Below are 17,817 nucleotides of genomic sequence, written 5' to 3' on the forward strand. Positions count from 1 at the left end.
AGTCTATGGCACTGCAGCGTCCTTACCGCAGGGTCTATTCTTAGGCCACTTCCCCAGCTCATCCTGTGTGTCCGGCCATTCTTCCCTTACAGACTGAAAAACCCCAACACATCTTACCAAAATCCTCTAAGATCTTCAAGTAAACGGGCAGTATGCTTTGATGAGAAATTTGTTTTGATTAATCAAAGGAAGGGATTTGGGCTTTAATTATTTGTACGTATGTTTGGCATAGCAATCATGAAATCAAATACTAGGTTCGAATTTTAGTTATACGACCTATTATTAGCGGTAATAAAGATGGTTTATCGCTAAATTTACCATACATTTTTTATTGTTGTTGGTAACAAAGCTAATACCCGAATATGTGTAAATCACACTGCCGTTTCGTAATATATTAACGGTTACAGGATTAGATTTCACAATAGTCAAGTGAATACCAAGGATTCTAAATTTTCAATACTATAATAACATTATTACACAATAGCGTTTTATTTTTTTCTATTTTCCGGATATATTTTTAACTAAAGACAGCCAGTTTTTTTTGGGCCAACAAATTTGTCATGAAAAGGAATTCCATCTTGATTCTTGTTATAGCATTAACTGTTATCACAGGATTAATCATTTATCGTATTAATACGAATAAGCAAAAATTAGAAAGGCAAAACGTTGTCTTGGGGCCTAAAAAAGGTTTAAATGTATATGGAAAAGTTATTGTCGGACAACCTTATTCTGACTTTTTATCGTTATCAGGCTCAATAGAGGCAGATGAGCAAATAGAACTACATACCGAAATTTCAGGAATCGTAGAAACAATTAATTTTTCTGAGGGAGGACGGGTTTCTAAAGGTCAAGTATTGTTGACTATCAATGATTCAGAGCTTCAAGCGCAGCTCTCTCAAGCTATTACACAAAATAATTTAGCCTCTGAAAACGAACGTAGAGCCAAGCTGTTATTGGAAAAAGAAGCCATCAGTCAACAAGAGTACGATATTGCCAGTGCTGATTTTAGAACTGCTCAATCTCAAATTCAATTGATAAGAGCACAATTAAGTAAGACAGTAATAAAAGCACCATTTTCAGGAATCATTGGACTACGTAATGTATCTAAAGGCAGCTATATTTCCCCAACGGTGAATATCGCCCAATTGGTAAACAACAACCGATTAAAGGTGTTATTTTCTATACCCGAAAAATATGCAAATCAAATTCATGTAAATGAACAAATTGAATTTAATGTTCAAGGCGTACCAGGTGATTTTAAGGCAAAGATTTATGCAACAGAACCCGCGATTGAGGCAACTACAAGAACCTTGTTAGTGAAAGCCATAACGAGTAACCCTTCTTTTACGATTAAACCAGGTTCCTTTGCTAATATAATTTTTCCTTTAGAAACGTTGGATAATGGTTTGCTGGTACCCGCTGAAGCGCTTATTCCAATTCAGAATGGTAAAAAATTATTTGTATTGAAAGATGGAATAGCGAGAGAAATATTGGTTGAAACCGGGGCAAGAACCAACCAAGATATCTTAATTACGAAAGGTATTCAAGAAGGTGATACCGTTTTGACTTCCGGAGTTATGTCCCTGCGTGATGGAAGTTCTGTCCAGGTAACATTACGTTAAAAGGTAATAATAATGAGTTTATCTACGATAAGTATAAAGAGACCTGTTCTAACGATTGTTATGAACCTGATGTTGATTCTTTTTGGAATCATTGGTTATACATTTTTGGGGGTTCGTGAATATCCATCTATTGATCCAGCCCAGATTTCAGTTCGGACAAATTATGCAGGAGCGAATGCGGACATTATAGAATCTCAAATTACGGAACCTCTTGAGAAATCAATTAATTCAATTGATGGTATTCGGAATATTTCTTCTTCGAGTAATCAAGGGTCTAGTAATATTTCCATTGAATTCAATCTGGGGAAAGATCTTGAGGAGGCGGCAAACGATGTTAGGGATAAAGTATCCCAGGCGCAACGCAGTTTACCCCAAGATATAGATGCTCCTCCAGTTGTCTCTAAGGCAGATGCGGATTCGGAGCCTATAATTTCCATGACCCTGCAGAGTGCTACCAAAAATGTTTTGGAACTCTCGGATTATGCTGAAAATGTTGTAGCACAACGTTTACAAACTATTCCGGGGGTCAGTTCAGTTCAAATATGGGGTCAGCGCAAATATGCGATGCGCTTGTGGATTGACCCTGTAAAACTAGCCTCTTATGGTTTAACTGTCTTGGATGTCAGAAGCGCTTTACTTGCGCAGAACGTAGAATTACCATCTGGTAAATTGACTGGTTCTAATACAGAATTGGCGATAAAAACAATCGGTAACTTGGCTTCAGAACAAGAATTTAACGATGTTATTATTAAATCTGATAACAATCGAACAATACGATTGAGTGATGTTGGAAATGCCGCCTTGGAAGCTGAAAACTTTGAAACGAAGATGTCGGATTCGGGTTATCCGATGGTGGCATTAGCAATTATTCCTCAGCCAGGAACCAACTATTTGGACATTGCAGACAAGTTTTACAAAGAATATGATAAATTACAAGGCGATTTACCAGAGGGTTTCGAGGTAAATATTGCTATTGATAACACCATGTTCGTGAAAAAGGCAGTATTTGAGGTTGCTGAAACCTTAATTATTTCTATTATTCTAGTGGTGCTAATTATCTACCTGTTCTTTCGAAATTGGTCCATTGCTTTCAGGCCGTTGATTGATATCCCTGTATCTCTAATTGCCACTTTTTTTGTTATGTATTTGTGTGGGTTCTCCATCAATGTGCTCACTCTGTTAGCGATTGTCTTGGCAACTGGATTGGTTGTAGATGATGGTATAGTTGTGACCGAGAATATATTTAAGAAAGTGGAAGAGGGTATGTCTCCAATTCAGGCAGCGATAAAGGGGGCAAATGAAATCTTTTTTGCCGTTATCTCAATTTCCATTACACTGGCGGCAGTCTTTCTACCAGTAATCTTTTTAGAAGGGTTTGTTGGACGTTTATTTAGAGAATTTGGAATAGTCATTGGCGCAGCAGTATTAATTTCAGCTTTTGTCTCTCTGACCCTTACACCGATGTTGAACGCTTATCTGATGAAAGGCGGAGAACAAAAGAAATCACGATTTTATGATCGCACTGAAAAGTATTTCGTGATGATGAACACAGGCTATGCTGATGCCTTGAAAAGCTTTTTAAGGTATAAATGGTTAAGTTTTGTTACCGTGTTGGTTTGTTTTGCGATAACCTACTTTTTTTATCAGCTCTTACCAAAAGAGACAGCCCCTTATGATGATAGAAGCTATGTGAGTTTGAGAGCCAATGCCCCTGAGGGTGTTTCCTATGATTATATGGATCGCTTTATGACTGACTTGACGATGTTAATTAATGATTCTGTTCCAGAGAAAAAAGTTAGTTTAGTGATCACCTCCCCCGGATTTGGATCCGCTTCTTCCAATAGTGGTATGGTTAGATTGGGGCTTGTAGCACCCGATCAAAGGGAAAGATCACAGGCGGACATAGCGAATGATTTATCGCGTTTGACAAAATCATATTCGGAGGCTAGGGTTTCGATATCACAACAACCAACCATTTCAGTAAATCGAAGAGGAGGATTACCAATTCAATATATTATTCAAGCTCCTAATTTTCAGAAGCTAGAGGAAAAGATTCCAGAATTCATGGATGAGTTAGCCAAAGACAATACCTTTTCAATCACGGATGTTAATTTAAAATTTAATAAACCGGAAGTCTATGTAATGATCAATAGGGAAAAGGCGCAATCTTTAGGCGTTTCCGTCATGGATGTTGCTCAGACATTACAGATGTCGCTCTCAGGCCAACGATTTGGTTACTTTATGATGAATGGTAAACAGTATCAAGTAATGGGACAATTTGACCGCAAGGACAGGGCTACGCCTATGGATTTGGCGGCTATATTTGTTAAAAATAATAATGGTGAGTTAATTCAATTAGATAATATAGTTGAAATTGAAGAACGGAGTAGTCCGCCCCAATTATACCATAACAATAGATATATGTCTGCCACTGTTTCTGCGGGATTAGCTCCTGGGAAAAGCATGGGAGATGGAATTGATGCTATGGAAGCGATTCGGGAGAAGGTTTTAGATGATACTTTTACAACTGATTTGGGTGGAGAATCTAGAGATTTTCAAGAAAGTGGATCCAATACAATGTTTGCTTTTGGTTTGGCAGTGCTATTGATATTTTTAATTTTAGCTGCGCAGTTCGAAAGTTTTATTGATCCGATCATTATCATTATTACCGTTCCAATGGCTGTTGCAGGTGCGATGTTTTCATTATGGTTGTTTGGTCAGTCATGGAATATTTTTAGTCAGATTGGAACGATTATGTTGATCGGATTAGTAACAAAAAATGGAATTTTAATCGTTGAATTTGCCAATCAATTGCGGGAACAAGGATATACAAAATATGATGCCGTTTTGGTTGCGTCTGAATCAAGGCTTAGACCAATTTTAATGACTTCCTTGGCTATCGCTTTAGGTGCCTTACCCATTGCAATGTCCTTAGGAGCGGCATCAACAAGTAGAATTGGAATGGGAGTAGTTATTGTTGGCGGCTCATTGTTTGCCTTAGTGCTTACCCTTTTTGTTATTCCTTGTTTTTATTTGATGATGTCCAGGAAAAAAAATCTTAATCCTGAATTGGAGAATATTGAAGAATAAAAAAATGAAAAAAGCAGGAATATTGTTATCTTTTATTTTGTTGGTTATTGCAACCAATGCCCAGGATCTTCTTACTGCAAAACAAGCTGTTGAGATTGCCTTGGAAAATAATTTCGAAATAAAATTATCGCAAAACGATTTGCGCGTGGATCAAGTGAACGTAAGTAAAGGAAATGCAGGAATGTTACCCCGTGTAACAGCTAATTTTTCGCAAAATAACAGTTTGCAAAACTCCTCTCAAGTCCAATCAACAGGAGCAGAACGGTCCTTGAAAAATGCCAAAAATAATAACATGTCATATGGAGTGAGCATCGGCTGGACCATCTTTGATGGACTGGGAATGTTTTCACGGTACGAACAACTCAAAGAATTACGCAAACAAGGAGAATTTGAATTAAAACGTACTATCCTGAACAAGGTTTCAGAGGTTATTTCAACTTATTATACGATTGTAGAACAACAAAATATACTTTTTGCGCTTGATTCCAACATTATTATTTCAAAAGAGAGGTTAGAAACAGCCAAAAATCGATTTATGATTGGAAAGGCTTCCCGTTTAGAAGTATTGAATGTTCAGGTAAATATGAACGAAGATGAATCCAATAAATTAAGACAATTGGCCGTTGTTAAAAATCTAAAAATCAATTTAAACAGCTTGATGGCTCGAGAGCTTTCAACTGAGTTTGAGGTTGAAAGTGAGGTCGATTATGACGATTCTTTGGTTTACTTAGATCTTTTGGAACAAGCAAAAAAACACAATCCAGACCTACAAATAATAGCTATCAATAAAAGGATATCTGAGTTGAATCTTAAAAATGTAAAAGCAAATCGTTATCCTGTTATTACATTGAATACAGGATATAATTTTTCTGAATCTGAATCGAGCTTGGGGTTTGTTTCAAGTTCCAATTCTAGAGGTCTTAATTATGGAATTACCGCCTCAGTAAATGTATTTGATGGTTTTAATCAGAGACGAAATGAACGAGTCGCTCAACTTAATATTGAAAATTCAAATCTCCAGATAAGTCAACAGGATCTTTTACTCAGAACGTCCATTTCAACGGCTTTTCAGACCTATCAAACCAATCTATCATTAGCATTATTAGAACAAAAAAATGCGGATATTGCTAGACAAAATTTGAATATTACCCTAGAGAAATATAAAATAGGAACAATTAGCGCGGTAGAGTTTAGAGATGCCCAAGAAAATTATATAAACGCTGTCTCTAGATCTAATTCCTCAAGACTGCAAGCCAAACTTTCGGAACTTCAATTGAAAGAAATGACGGGTGATATTGACCTTTAAATGAATTGTCTCAAGAATTTGACATAAAATCAAACGGTTGTGTAAATTAAACAAACGTTTGCATCGTCAATTTGTTTTTGTTTTGTAAAAATTCATATTATACTTGTATTAGTGGTTTGATAATCAAGCTGCTTAACCAAAATATACCGTACATATTTTTAATTGGTTTTGATTTTAAACTGTTTAGTTTGTTTTAAAATAGGTGATTAAGAGGGGGACCACGTCCCCCTTAATTTTGTAACTTAGTTAGATATTAAATAAATACTATGAATAATTCCCGTAGAGATTTTTTGAAAAAGGCTTCATTGTTATCCAGTGTTGCTATAACTTTACCCTCTTTGCAAAACGAAGTTTTTGCAACGACTAATTTTAATATGTCAGGTTTTGCGGCTCCTAAAATAGACAAAGTAAAAGTTGCTATAATTGGATTGGGGATGCGCGGTCCCGGCGCAGTAGACCGTATATCCTATATAGAGGGTGCAGAGATCGTTGCTTTATGCGATAAGCATCCTGAGCGTGTGACTAAAGCACAAACAATCCTAACAAAAAAAGGTTTAAAGGAAGCAAAATCGTATTCTGGAGAAGATGGTTGGAAAACCATGTTAAAAAATGAAGAACTTGATTTAGTTTATATTTGTACTCCATGGGAATTACATGCTCCGATGGCAATTGAGGCTATGAAATCAGGTGCAAATGCAGCGACTGAGGTGCCAATTGGTTTAACGATTAGCGAAATCTGGGAGGTTGTTAAAACATCTGAAGAAACAAAAAAACATTGTATGATGTTGGAGAATTGCTGTTACGATTTCTTCGAAATGTTAACCTTAAATATGGCCCGTCAAGGTCTTTTTGGGGAATTGGTACATGCTGAAGGAGCATACATTCATGATTTATTGGATCTTAATTTTAATAAAAAAGGATATGATAATATGTGGAGGTTACGTGAAAACATTAAAATGAACGGAAATCTTTATCCTACGCATGGAATCGGACCAGTAGCTCAATGTTTAAATATTAATACAGGTGATAAAATGAATCATTTGGTAGCAATGCAAACCAATGATTTTATGATGGCAGATAAAGCAAAAGAACTTGCATCGAAGGATAGTTTCTTCCAAGAGTTTGTAGGTAAGAAATACCGCGGAAATATGGATACTACGTTGATCAAAACTGAAAAGGGTAAAACCATAATGATTCAACATGATGTAACTTCTCCACGACCTTATTCTCGTATACATTTATTGAGTGGTACAAAAGGATTTGCTCAAAAATACCCAACTGAAGGAATTGCTTTTGGACATAGTTTTATAAAACCAGAAGAGCTAAAAGAATTATATACTAAATATACTCCTGAATTAGTCAAATACATCGGAGAACAAGCGAAAGAAGTTGGCGGACACGGTGGTATGGATTTTATGATGGACTGGAGATTAATTGACTGTTTACGTAATGGATTACCATTGGATCAAACGGTTTACGATGGTGCTTCTTGGTCATCTATTGTGCCTTTGAGTGTTGAATCAGTTGCCAGAAATAGTAGAACAGTTGACATTCCTGATTTTACTAGAGGAAATTGGAAAACGAATAAACCTCATGATATGACTTTAAACGGCGGTGGGAATACAAAAATCCGTGCTAAAGTTCAATCTAAGGATGTTCAATTGAACGTGAAATAATACAATTTTCAGAATAATCAAAAAGGGAAGGTTCTATATATGGACCTTCCCTTTTTGATTTTCAAATCATTATATTTACTAAAAAAAATAAATATGTTTAGGATTTACTTGTCCCTTTTTGCTGTTAGTTTTTGCCTATCCTGTGGATCAAAACTTAAGAATCAAACAGTTGAAAATTCTTTTGGTAATGATACAACAATGGTTTGTCACACAGGAAAAATTCCCTCTCGATTTACCGCTCTAAATACCACTGAGAAAACAAAAACATCCTCGATTGCAATCAACCAATCTGAAATGGTATTAATTAAAGGGGGCAGCTTTAATATGGGGAGCACTTCCTTTGAGGACGCCCAACCTATTCATAAGATAACTCTTGATTCCTTCTATATGGATGTTCATGAAGTTACAAATGAGCAATTTGCAGCCTTTGTCGAGGCTACAGGTTATCAAACTTTAGCTGAACGCCCACTTAATCCTAAGGATTTTCCAGGAGTCGATCCAGCGATGCTTGTTCCAGGATCAGCGGTTTTTAAGGCGCCCAATCAGGTGCAAGGATTGCAAAATCATTTACAATGGTGGGAATATGTACCTCAAGCCAATTGGAAGCATCCTGAAGGCCCTGAAAGTTCTTTAGAGGGTAAGAAAGACCATCCTGTTACCCAAATAGCTTATCAAGATGCAGAAGCGTATGCTAAATGGGCAGGGAAAAGGCTTCCAACAGAAGCTGAATGGGAATATGCCGCGAAGGCAGGAACCCACAGCAATCAAATGTATTATTGGGGAGATAAAAAACTGGAAGATGGCCGTTGGTTGGCAAATATTTATCAAGGTAAGTTTCCTACACAAAATACAAAAGAAGATGGTTTTGAAACAACTGCCCCTGTCAAATCGTATCCAGCGAATGCATTTGGCTTATATGATATGGAGGGAAATGTTTGGGAATGGTGTTCTGATTTTTACCAAGGAGATTATTATCAATACAGCGAGCCTATAAATCCCAAAGGCCCAAAAGACTCGTATGACCCATTGGAACCCGGAGCCGTTAAAAGAGTTCAACGCGGAGGCTCCTTTCTTTGTAATGATCAATATTGTGAGCGGTATAAAGCAGGGAGTAGAGGAAAGGGTGAAATCAATTCTCCAACAAATAATGTTGGATTTCGATGTGTTATGGATATTTAAAGATTATCTTAAGAGGATTAAAATAGAACGAGCTCGATAAAATCGGGCTCGTTCTACTGAATTTATACTGAAGTTAATCGATCTAGAGTTACTCTATTGAGCATTTAAGAACATTGATTTAGAATTGTATAACTCTCTAAAATGTGGGTCTTCTAAGTCTTTAATAAATCGAATTGACTCTCCCGTCGATTTCATTTCTGGCCCTAGCTGTTTATCAACCTCTGGAAACTTAGAGAAAGAGAAAACAGGTTCCTTGATCGCGTATCCAGTTAACTTGCGTTCAATTTTGAAATCTTTTAAGGTATTGGCGCCCAACATCACTTTAGTCGCGATATTAATATAGGGAACGTCATATGCTTTGGCAATAAAAGGGACGGTACGTGATGCTCGTGGATTTGCCTCTATCACGTAAACATTTTCATCTTTGATTGCAAATTGTATATTTAATAATCCGATAACCCCTAGGGCCTTGGCTAACTTAATGGAATATTCTTCCATTTTCGCCTGAACATTTTCTGATAGACTAAATGGAGGTAATACTGCAGATGAATCACCCGAATGGATACCAGCAGGCTCAATATGTTCCATCATTCCAATAATATGAACATCTTGTCCGTCACAGATTGAATCAGATTCAGCTTCTTCAGCCCGATCTAAGAAATGGTCAATTAAAATTTGATTTCCTGGTAGATTTTTCAGCAAGTTTACAACTGCTTTTTCCAAGTCTTCATCGTTGATTACGATACTCATTCCTTGACCACCCAACACATAAGATGGACGAACCAAAACAGGGTAACCAACTTTATTTGCTACCACTATAGCTTCCTCAGCAGATGTCGCTACACCATATTTTGGATATGGAATATCCAATGCTTTTAATAAGTCAGAGAAACTCCCTCTGTCTTCTGCCAAATCCATATTTGAGAAAGAGGTACCGATAATTTTTACACCTACTTCTTCCAAGCGTTCAGCCATTTTTAAAGCTGTTTGACCTCCTAATTGAACGATTACACCCTCAGGCTTTTCTAATTCGATAATTTCTCGCACATGTTCCCAGAATACCGGTTCGAAATAAAGCTTATCGGCCATGTTAAAGTCTGTAGAGACAGTTTCTGGGTTACAATTAATCATGATGGCTTCATAGCCGCATTCTTTTGCTGCCAGTAAACCATGAACACATGAATAATCGAATTCAATACCTTGTCCAATACGGTTAGGACCAGAACCTAATACAATGATTTTTTTACGATCAGAGGCTGTTGATTCATTTTCTTGTTCAAAGGTTGAATAATAATAGGGGGTCTGTGCTGGGAATTCTGCTGCACAGGTATCAACCATTTTATATACACGTTTGATTCCTAGTTCTTTACGTCTGTTGTAAACATCGTCTTCTGAACAATTGCCTAATAACCAAGAGATTTGAATATCCGAATAACCTTTTTGTTTCAAAGTCATAAAGAAATCTTTAGGTATATTGTTTAATTGATATCTACGAAGCTCAGTTTCCAAATGCACCAATTCTTGAATCTGAACCAAATACCATTTATCAATATGCGTTACTTTTCTGATAGACTCCAGTGGAACACCTAACTCGAAGGCATCCTTAATATGGAAAAGGCGATCTGCACTTGGATGTTCCAAACTGTACATAATCTCTTCTAAATTCCTTGATTGGCGACCATCAGCGCCTAAACCAGCACGTCCAGTTTCTAAAGATTGAGCAGCTTTTTGTAATGCCTCAATAAAGGTACGACCAATTGCCATAACTTCACCGACTGCTTTCATTTGTAGTCCTAATTCTTTATTTGCTCCTTTAAATTTATCAAAATTAAATCGTGGCACCTTAACAATTACATAGTCTAAGGTAGGCTCGAAATAGGCTGAAGTAGTTTTTGTAATCTGATTTTGAAGTTCATCAAGGTTGTAACCGATAGCCAGTTTAGCAGCAATCTTCGCAATCGGATAGCCAGTGGCTTTAGAAGCTAAGGCAGAAGAGCGAGATACCCGGGGATTGATTTCGATTGCGATGATTTCTTCATTTTCAGGATTTACTGAGAATTGTACATTACATCCTCCAGCAAAAGTTCCAATCGAACGCATCATTCTGATCGCTTGATTACGCATATCCTGATAACATTTATCAGAAAGGGTCATTCCAGGTGCCACAGTGATTGAGTCACCTGTATGAATACCCATTGGGTCAAAATTTTCAATTGTACAGATGATAATCACATTATCATTTGAGTCCCTAAGTAACTCAAGTTCGAATTCCTTCCACCCTAAAACAGCTTGTTCTACAAGTACTTCATGAGTAGGTGAAGCATGCAGTCCTCTATTTAAAGCTGCGTCAAATTCCTCTTTTTTATGCACAAACCCACCTCCGGTTCCTGCCAAAGTATATGATGGACGAATTACCAAAGGAAATCCGATCAATTGTGCGGCTTCTTTTCCTTCTAAAAAAGAATTTGCAATTTTTGAATTTGCAACGCCGATTCCAATATCAACCATCAATTGACGGAACGCCTCTCGGTTTTCCGTTTTTTCAATTGCCGCAACATCTACCCCAATTACCGCAACATTGTATTTATCCCACAAACCACGCTCAGAAGCCTCGATACATAGGTTTAATGCCGTTTGCCCACCCATAGTTGGCAATACAGCATCAATCTGACGCTCTTGAAGGATCTGTTCGATACTCTCGCAAGTTAGCGGAAGTAAGTAAACATGGTCAGCCACGACATTATCGGTCATGATAGTAGCTGGGTTAGAGTTAATGATGGATACACTAATTCCTTCTTCTTTTAGTGATAAAGCAGCTTGCGATCCTGAATAATCGAATTCACATGCTTGACCAATAACGATGGGACCTGATCCAAGGATTAATACCGAATTGATGGAGGTGTTTCTAGGCATTATTTTTTAAATTCAAATGTTAAATACAAATAATTCTGTGAACAGTTTGCAGACAGGTTTTGCCTTTGAAGAGGTGTATTTCCGACTGCTTTGTCGGAGTGCAAAGTTACATTATTATTTTTATAATTGCTCAATTTATTTCGAACAATTATTTCGGATATGTCAATCTGGTTTAAATCTTATCCGAGAAGAATTAATCCAATCCTTAATTAATAAATTACAATTTCATCCGTGAAAATGTATCCTCCCATCGTATTGGTAGCAATTACTTGTATATAGCGTGCCATAATGGGTTTGGAAAGTTTGACTTCAAATTTTTGAAATTTTAACGTTGGATCATCCTTTTTTATCTGATTCTTGACTATCCCTATTTCTCGGTAATTTTTTCCATTATCAGAAGCTAGGACTATAAATGTGTCAGGAAAATATATCCCTGGACCAGGAACTTGCATGAAATTCATAGCTACTGAAGATATTTCCTCCCTTCGTTCAAAATCGACGACTACATTGAGGTCTTTGGTGAACCCTTGCCATTGTCCATCAGAATAGGATAGTCCTCCTTTTATCCCATTCGTTAAGGTTAGCTTCTTTTGAGCAGGATAACCTTCCCACTGTGTTTTATAAATGACCTCCTTTGCGATACCTTTATGGACATCCAATTCGATGATCTCAATAGGACTAACTCGAATAGAGTCTAAAAATGAGGCGGTCTTTACCGTAGTTGATTGAGATAATTCCAATGGCAAGTTATAAAGGGTAGAAGTTTTATTGGGATTAGTGCCATCCACAGTATAACGAATCTCCGGAATAAACTGTTCGCTTGTTAAAAAGACAGTATTCTTCCTGTTTACCGAATCAAAGGTTATTTTATTGCTGACCCAAAAAGAAGGTCGGTAATAGTTAATATCCAATTTTTGTAATAATGGGTAATGTTGTTGTAGTCTTTTTTTGAAATTATCAAATGATCTATTTTGTTGCTCTGACCAAACAACTTCTGAGAGTGCAAGAACCCTTGGAAAAGCCATGTATTCTACCTGTTGATAGGTAGGCATATATTCTGTCCATAGATTTCCTTGAGCGCCCAGTATATTCCTTTTCTTATCATCTGGGATGCCCTCCGGAATAGGGTTATAAGTATAGACTTTCTCCAAAGGTAAATATCCTCCAATTGCCTCCGGTTGGCTCCTTGGATCGGTTTGGTATTTGTCAAAATAAAGAAAATCTTCAGGTGTCATGATTACCTGATGATCCTGTAGTGCCGCCTGTTTGCCTAAATCCTGTCCGCGCCAATTCATAACTGTTGCTTGTTTTGCGATGCCTTCTTGAAGAATCTCATCCCAACCTATTATTTTACGTCCTTTAGATTCCAGATAGGCCTGTATTTTATTTATTGCATAGGTCTGTAATTGATCTTCAGATTTTATGTTTTCTTTCTTGATTATGGCTTGACATTTTGAGCAATTCTTCCAATGTGTTTTGTCAGCTTCGTCACCTCCGATATGAATATATTTTGAAGGGAAAATATCAATTATCTCATCCAAGACATTTCTTAGGAATACATACGTTTCTTCATTCCCTAAACAGAATTCTCCTTGGGTATATGGGAGTTCAGTACAGGAGAGCTCAGGATATACAGCTAGAACTTCCTCGGAATGTCCAGGTATTTCTATTTCGGGTATAACAGTGATACCCCGCTTTAAGGCATAGTTAACTAATTCACGAGCCTGTTGCTGTGTATAGAAGCCGCCACTGGCATTTGGGTTGCCTTTTTCTACATATTGTTTGCCGTTATTTACCCAATCTTTCCATAAATAATGAGATCTCCAAGCTGCTTTATTGGTGAGCTCAGGGTATTTTTTTATTTCAATTCTCCAACCTGCACCATCAGTAAGATGCCAATGAAAATGGTTGAATTTGTATAAAGCCATTATATCGATGTACTTCTTTAAAAAATCGATAGGCATAAAATGTCTTGATACATCTAAATGTAACCCACGATATGCAAATCTTGGCTTATCCAAAATTTGCATATAAGGAATACTTTTTTCATTCGCTAAATGGCTTAACTGAATTAAGGTGTATATTCCAGAGATCATGGCCTCAGGGGAGTGCGCTTTTAATAAAATACCATTCTCATCCAACTCTAATAAATATCCATTTGCTTCGACATTATCATGTTTTTCGGCTTTAAAAAGCCGCACCCCTTTTTGATGCTGTTTTTTAACCTTCTTGATAATCTCTGAACTACTGATGGATAATCCGGGCACTTCATATAGAAGTTCTGATACTTTACTAAAATCCTCAACTGTAAATAAATTGAAGCTTTGGCTGAGCGAGAGCTCACCGTCAAAAAATTTTATTTTTTCGGGTTGAGGTATGAGTGATATTTCCTTTTTCTGTGCTGTTATAAGCAAGGGGAAAAATAATAACACAACCCAAAGTACACGCAATTTGATTATCATATTATTAATAAAGGGTTCGTTTGTGAATACAAATATCCTAAAAATACTACTTAGATAACAATAAATGTTGTTACAATGTTTTTATGATATTATCTCAACATTCCTTTTTTATTAATAAACTAAATATGATTAACTTTGTTCCATGATAGAACTTCCTGTAATTTCAGTGAACCAAACTGAGCGCAAACCTGATTGGTTGCGGGTTAAATTGCCTGTAGGTAAAGAATACCGTCATGTAAGAGAGTTGGTTGATGAACATAAACTTCATACAATTTGTGAAAGTGGCAATTGTCCAAATATGGGTGAATGCTGGGGAGCTGGTACAGCAACTTTTATGATTTTGGGAAATATCTGTACACGGTCATGTTCGTTTTGTGCCGTTTCAACTGGCCGGCCAATGGCAGTTGAACTTGATGAACCTAATCGAGTAGCAAACTCGGTCAGGCTTATGGGAGTTAAGCATTGTGTAATTACCTCCGTTGATCGGGACGATCTTAAAGACGGCGGTTCTATCATTTGGGCAGAAACAATATTAGCAATTCGTAGAGAAAGTCCTGAGACGACCTTGGAGACTTTAATTCCGGATTTCAAAGGACAATGGGACAACTTGGCTCGCGTGTTAGAGGTTCGTCCTGAAGTGGTCTCACACAATATTGAAACGGTACGCCGATTAACCAAAGAAGTTCGAATTCAAGCTAAATATGACCGTTCATTGGAATGTTTAAAAAGAATTTCAGAAGCGGGACTCCGCACCAAATCAGGGATAATGTTAGGGTTTGGAGAGACAGAACAAGATGTGATTGAAACCATGCAAGATTTATTTGATGTTGGCGTCGATATTATTACCATTGGTCAGTACTTACAACCTACTAAAGCGCATCATCCAGTTATAGAGTGGGTTACTCCTCAACAGTTCGAAAGATATAAAGAAATTGGCCTTAAGATGGGATTTAAATACGTTGAATCTGGTCCATTGGTACGATCTTCTTACCACGCAGAAAAACACTTATTTGATATGCAATAGAATAGGAAGGTCATGTCAAAATTTATTTTTTAATTATTTAAAATTGTTCCTTATTAAATTAAAAACTCTCAGGCATTTTGTCTGAGAGTTTTTAATTTAAGGATAGTTAGCTATTCCAATCCAATTGCTTTGTGCTTCCAATAGTTATTTTTTGGCTGTTTTTTGGAACACTGTTTCTCCAGCAACAACTGTTCTTAAGGTTTTGATGTTACGAATTTTATCAAGCTCAGAATGCATAATGTCATCTTCTAAAATAACGAAATCTGCGTCTTTCCCTTTTTCAATACTCCCTCTTTTTTTCTCTTGGAAGCAGGAATAAGCCGCCCATATGGTCATTCCTTTCAAGGCTTGCTCTGGGGTAATTGCATTCTCCATTTGAAATCCGCCAACGGGTAAGCCCTGTTTGTCTACTCGTGCAATTGCTGCATGGAAACCATATAAAGGATTATAATGTTCAACAGGGAAATCACTCCCTAATGCTAAAAGGCCATATTGATCTAATAAATCTTTGTATGCATATGCTCCTTTTAATCTCTTTGAGCCGAGTCGCTCATCTGCCCAATTCATATCTGAGGTGGCATGAGTTGGTTGTACTGATGGAATGATCTGAAACTGTGCAAATTTTTTAAAATCCTCTGGGGCTATAATTTGAGCGTGTTCGATTCTCCATCTTTTCTCTTTGCCTTCTTGAAGATATTTTCCATAGATGTCCAATATAATTCGGTTTGCAGAATCACCAATTGCATGCGTATTTACTTGAAAATTACTGTTTGCTAAGCGCTTGATAATCTCTTCAAACTCCTGTGGGCTTTGAAGTAAAAAACCGTTCGTTGGCGCATCATGGTAGGGGTGAAGTAAGCAAGCTCCTCTTGACCCTAATGCTCCATCTGCCATTAATTTAAAGGAACGAACTGTTAATTTTTCAGATTCAAAAGTGCCAGAATTCAGGTATTCATTAATTGATTCCGAATTAGCGAGTACCATAGCGTAATCACGTATTTTTAAAGAGTCTTCGTTATAAAATATTTTTAATGATTCAATCTGTTGACTGCTAAGACCGGCATCAACAATGCTGGTTAATCCAACCGAAAATAAGGAGTCTTGAGCTCTACGTAACGTTTTGAGAAGTTCTTTGCTTTCTTCTTTAGGAATATTTTTAGTGACTATTTGCATTGCATTGTCAACTAATATTCCATCGGGCTCTCCTTTCAAATTTGTGGAAATCAAACCTCCGTCTACAAAGTAGGCGCTATCTAATCCAGCGATTTTCATGGCTTTGCTATTGGTTAATGCTGCATGATAATCTACTCTGGAGAGATAAATCGGGATATCTGGAAAGTATTTGTCGAGGGAGTCTTTAGTAGGGAATTCTTTATTTTCCCAAAGGTTTTGATCCCATCCATTACCAATAATCCATTTCTTTCCTGGATTTTCAGTAATGTATATTTTTAATCTGTTAATGACCTCATCAAATGATGTTGATCCAATTAAATTAACCTCATCCAAGGCTTCTGCCAACATGAAAAAATGGCCGTGTGCATCATAAAATCCGGGATAAATAAATTTACCTTGTGCATCTACTTTTTGTTTGGCTTCATATTTATTCAATAAATCCTTTGAATTGCCTATCTCCACAAACAAACCATTGTTTACCACGAAAGCTTCCTGTATAGAGAAAGAAGAATCCACGGTGTACACTTTGGCATTGTACACAATCAAATCAACTTGGTTATTATTGGAGCAGCTCAAAAATAAACTTATAATAAATAGGTAGAAAAGGTTACTTAATATTTTCATAATCAAAATCGAGGTGTAAACAAATGTAATAAGAAATTCGGGAACTATCCATTGCTTTAAAACAAAAGAAATTATCTTCTTTTGAATACTATAGCCGGGCAAACTTGGGAAATTTGCTTATAGCGAGAGCTATAATTTAATTGGAGGCATTCGTACTTTTGAAAATGCATAGAATAGAAAAAGCTTTTCTCTAATTAGAAAAAAGCTTTTTCTGTTATTCAAAAATCAACATTAAATGATCTTAACAATACTCATCAAACGCTGCTACTAAATTATCAGCAATCATTTGAGCCGGACGGCCCTCGATCATATGTCTTTCAATCATATGAACCAATTTTCCGTCTTTGAATAAAGCCATTGCAGGCGAAGAGGGAGGGAAAGGCAACATATATTGACGCGCTTTATCAACAGCGTCTTTCTCCATCCCGGCAAAAACGGTAACAAGTTTGTCAGGATGTTTTTCGTTTTTAACGGCTGCTTTTGCTGCAGGGCGTGCGTTGGCAGCTGCACATCCACATACTGAGTTAACGATAACCAATACAGTTCCTTCAGAAGGGATGGTTTGATCAACATCTTCAGCAGTTTTTAATTCTTGGAATCCGGCATCAATTAATTCTTGACGCATTGGAGCTACTAAATATTCTGGATACATACTACTATCTTTTTAATGATTTATGCAAATATACTGCTAAAAGATACGTTAATCAAGACGGTATCCTCAAGAAAATGTCAATTTATTGGGAATAAT

At 36.9% G+C, this 17,817-nt stretch carries 10 protein-coding genes; 6 read left to right on the plus strand and 4 right to left on the minus strand.

Annotated elements, in window-relative coordinates:
- Positions 1-560: 560 nt before the first annotated feature.
- The 5 genes from AC6CHH_RS06315 to AC6CHH_RS06335 all read left to right on the plus strand — a co-directional run bounded on the left by AC6CHH_RS06315 (position 561) and on the right by AC6CHH_RS06335 (position 8,873).
- Entirely contained in the window at positions 561-1,622 is a 1,062-nt protein-coding gene (locus AC6CHH_RS06315) for an efflux RND transporter periplasmic adaptor subunit (RefSeq protein ID WP_498280901.1), read from the plus strand.
- 12 nt (positions 1,623-1,634) lie between these two features.
- Positions 1,635-4,712, plus strand: coding sequence for an efflux RND transporter permease subunit (locus AC6CHH_RS06320; protein WP_498280903.1), 3,078 nt, complete (start codon positions 1,635-1,637; stop codon positions 4,710-4,712).
- Positions 4,713-4,716: 4 nt separating this feature from the next.
- Positions 4,717-6,018 carry a TolC family protein gene (locus AC6CHH_RS06325; RefSeq protein WP_498280905.1) on the plus strand — a complete coding sequence of 434 codons (1,302 nt, stop codon included), beginning with the start codon at positions 4,717-4,719 and terminating at the stop codon, positions 6,016-6,018.
- Between the two features lie 266 nt (positions 6,019-6,284).
- Positions 6,285-7,694, plus strand: coding sequence for a Gfo/Idh/MocA family protein (locus tag AC6CHH_RS06330; RefSeq protein WP_498280907.1), 1,410 nt, complete (start codon positions 6,285-6,287; stop codon positions 7,692-7,694).
- Between the two features lie 93 nt (positions 7,695-7,787).
- Positions 7,788-8,873, plus strand: a complete 1,086-nt coding sequence (locus AC6CHH_RS06335; RefSeq protein ID WP_498280909.1) for a formylglycine-generating enzyme family protein — start codon at positions 7,788-7,790, stop codon at positions 8,871-8,873.
- Between the two features lie 93 nt (positions 8,874-8,966).
- On the opposite strand, the gene carB is transcribed toward AC6CHH_RS06335, so the two are convergent.
- On the minus strand, positions 8,967-11,786 hold the full coding sequence (carB, locus tag AC6CHH_RS06340) for a carbamoyl-phosphate synthase large subunit (RefSeq protein WP_498280911.1): 2,820 nt from the start codon (positions 11,784-11,786) through the stop codon (positions 8,967-8,969).
- Positions 11,787-11,995: 209 nt separating this feature from the next.
- Positions 11,996-14,248 carry a glycoside hydrolase family 20 protein gene (locus tag AC6CHH_RS06345; protein ID WP_498280913.1) on the minus strand — a complete coding sequence of 751 codons (2,253 nt, stop codon included), beginning with the start codon at positions 14,246-14,248 and terminating at the stop codon, positions 11,996-11,998.
- A 142-nt stretch (positions 14,249-14,390) separates the two neighbouring features.
- Here AC6CHH_RS06345 and lipA point away from each other — a divergent pair, with 142 nt between their 5' ends.
- Entirely contained in the window at positions 14,391-15,272 is an 882-nt protein-coding gene (gene lipA, locus AC6CHH_RS06350; protein ID WP_498280915.1) for a lipoyl synthase, read from the plus strand.
- Between the two features lie 144 nt (positions 15,273-15,416).
- Here the strand turns inward: lipA and AC6CHH_RS06355 are convergent, their stop codons facing one another.
- Both AC6CHH_RS06355 and AC6CHH_RS06360 read right to left on the minus strand, forming a co-directional pair.
- A complete protein-coding gene (locus tag AC6CHH_RS06355) occupies positions 15,417-17,069 on the minus strand; it encodes an amidohydrolase (RefSeq protein WP_498280917.1) in 1,653 nt (550 codons plus the stop codon).
- Positions 17,070-17,310: 241 nt separating this feature from the next.
- Positions 17,311-17,721 (minus strand): BrxA/BrxB family bacilliredoxin, encoded by a 411-nt coding sequence (locus tag AC6CHH_RS06360; RefSeq protein ID WP_498280919.1) that lies wholly within the window; start codon positions 17,719-17,721, stop codon positions 17,311-17,313.
- Between the last annotated feature and the right edge of the window lie 96 nt (positions 17,722-17,817).

Source organism: Sphingobacterium sp. GQ94 (genome assembly GCF_059758715.1).